This window comes from Candidatus Hydrogenedens sp. (assembly GCA_035378955.1).
Classification (GTDB): Bacteria; Hydrogenedentota; Hydrogenedentia; order Hydrogenedentales; family Hydrogenedentaceae; genus Hydrogenedens.
Map to the genome: position 1 here is coordinate 1 of DAOSUS010000142.1, position 2,511 is coordinate 2,511.

Consider the following 2,511-nt stretch of genomic DNA (forward strand, 5'->3'; position numbering starts at 1 on the left):
CATATATAAGATACTTTTCTAATCCTTTTTCCTTTGCCTTAACTAACTCATGAATACTTTTATGTCCCTCCTCTTCTACATTATGAGATATATCCACACGGAAAAGGTCTTCATGATAGGCTTCTTCTCTACGGGAGAGGATATTCATACAATTAAATGATTTGGGTTTGTAATCCAATTCAAATAATGTCCCACCGTCTTCGGGACTAAAATAAAAATTAGCAACAGGCGTTTCAAAAATTATTTCTTTTTTCCCATCACAATTAAAATCTGTCGTAGTGATAGAATGAGAATTAGAAGATATATTTAAATACTCATCAATTAATTTATCACTTTCAATTAAATTGCTATATACCGCCGTTCTTAAATGATTGAGATAAAGTCCTCCAAAAACTCCGTGCCAGTATGCACAATTACATTGTCCCTGAAATAATTTTCTCTGTGCCTTTTTAAGTAAAATATTTTCTCCATCTTTGTTTATTAAGTCATTTAATCTACGACTTGTTCTTAACATTCGTTTCTGCATATTATTTGATTCTTCATATTTGGATAAGAAACCTCTCCAAAAACCACCTCTGAAATAGCGGGAAGTCTTTTCCCAGAGTTCTGTATCACTTTGGAAATTTTTCTTTATTTTCAAATATTCTTTTTGTGATTTTGTAGGCAAAACCCACTCCATCATTTCATGGTATGAAGCACAAGGCAGATATACTCTACCGGTAGGAGGATTTTTGTCTATATATTCCGAATAAGTAATAGCCTTTAACCATTCCTTCTCTTTCGTAACAGATTCAAAAAAGTTATATAACCACTTTTCTTCATAAACACTATGGTATGTTCCTGGCCAAATACCAAATTTTTCACCATCGTCATGGAATACGGCACAAGCACTTTTATGGAGATTTGATTTTTCCTTCAAATAATCTATGGTTTCTACAATGGGTCGGAAAGGAATTGTATACCTTAATTTTTCAAGAATAGGGAAGACTTTAACAATGTGCCCTTCATGTTCTGTTAAGTAATAACCAAATAAATCATTAGGTTCTAAGCCGGCACTTAGAAAATGGGTATCATCAAGTGCGGTATATTCTATACCTGCTTTCGCTAATATTTTGGGAAAATAAGGTTCCCATACCCTTTCCGCTATCCACATACCTCTTGGTTTGCTGCCAAATCGTTCATTAAAAAAATTCTGCATATATAAAATTTGGTTAAAAGCATCTTCTTCGGGAATAGCACAGATTAAAGGTTCATAAAAAGCACCCCCCATTAACTCAATTTGTCCATTATCTACAAAGTGTCTTACCAAATCATAAAATTCAGGATGGTTATTATCTAACCAATCCCAAATAGGACCTGTTATATGTAAAGTTATATGAATATCTTGAAAGTCTCTCAATACTTCGAGGAAAGGTAAATAGGCTTTTTGATAAGCATTTTCAAAAACAAAATCAAAATTCCCTACAGGTTGATGTGAGTGTAAAGCAAAAATTAAATTTAATGGATTCATTGATACTACTTCCTATTATGTTTGTGGATGATGGGTGGTGGCTTGTTTAGAACGCTCTGAAAATTTTTGGTCTATGTCTATCCCTAATTCCCGCATACGACATTTTAATGCAGCTGCTTCTACAATAACCGCCAGATTTCGTCCCGGTCCTACAGGAACTTTCAAGTAGGGAACTTTTACATTTAATATCTCTTTTTCTGGCCATACATCTAAAATAATATGATAATCTTTCATCTTTTCTACTAATTCTATAATGAGTCCTACCTGTTTTCTTCTACGGATTCTACCTGCACCATAGACAGACAATACATTAACCACGCCGATACCTCGAATATGCATATAATGTTCTAATTGAGGGTCACTTTCAGCAATTACAATATCCTCTATACCTTTTCTTAATCTCACTACATCATCAACAACAAGACGATGACCTCTCTCAACAAGTTCAAGTGCAGTCTCGCTTTTACCAATTCCAGATTCACCAACAATAATCACTCCGATACCATAACAATCCACTACCGTTCCATGGATAGTTGTTTCCGGGGCAAACTTTTCCGCAAGGAATAGAATTGTTTTGCTAATTACCTGGTCTGTTGTAAGATTTGACTGCAGAACGGGGACACCATGGCAGTTACAAATATCTAAAAATATCTGAGGGGGAACTAATGAACGAGATAGAAGGAACGCAGGGATTTCAAATGAAAACATGTATTGCAAGCGATTTTCTATTTCAGCAGGGGAGAGCCGTTCAATATAATGTATTTCTGTATTACCTAAAACCTGAATTCTGTCATTTGCAAAATATTCCAAATAACCTGTCAAAGCCAAACCGGGACGATTTACATCGGCAGTAAATACCTCCCTACGAATACCTTGAAACCCTGCAATGATTTTCAATCCTAATTCTGATGCAATGGATTCTTTGAAGAGTGAGGCTACAGGAATAGACCCCCTTTTTCTAAAATTCATCTGTAAATCATATTCCCACATTCATTAATCTC

At 34.8% G+C, this 2,511-nt stretch carries 2 protein-coding genes; both read right to left on the minus strand.

Annotation, left to right across the window (positions count from 1 at the left end):
* Positions 1–1,510, minus strand: a 1,510-nt coding sequence (locus PLA12_14680; GenBank protein HOQ33735.1) for a DUF1925 domain-containing protein, incomplete at its 3' end; no start/stop codon positions are given.
* A 15-nt stretch (positions 1,511–1,525) separates the two neighbouring features.
* Positions 1,526–2,479 (minus strand): HPr(Ser) kinase/phosphatase, encoded by a 954-nt coding sequence (hprK, locus tag PLA12_14685; GenBank protein HOQ33736.1) that lies wholly within the window; start codon positions 2,477–2,479, stop codon positions 1,526–1,528.
* Between the last annotated feature and the right edge of the window lie 32 nt (positions 2,480–2,511).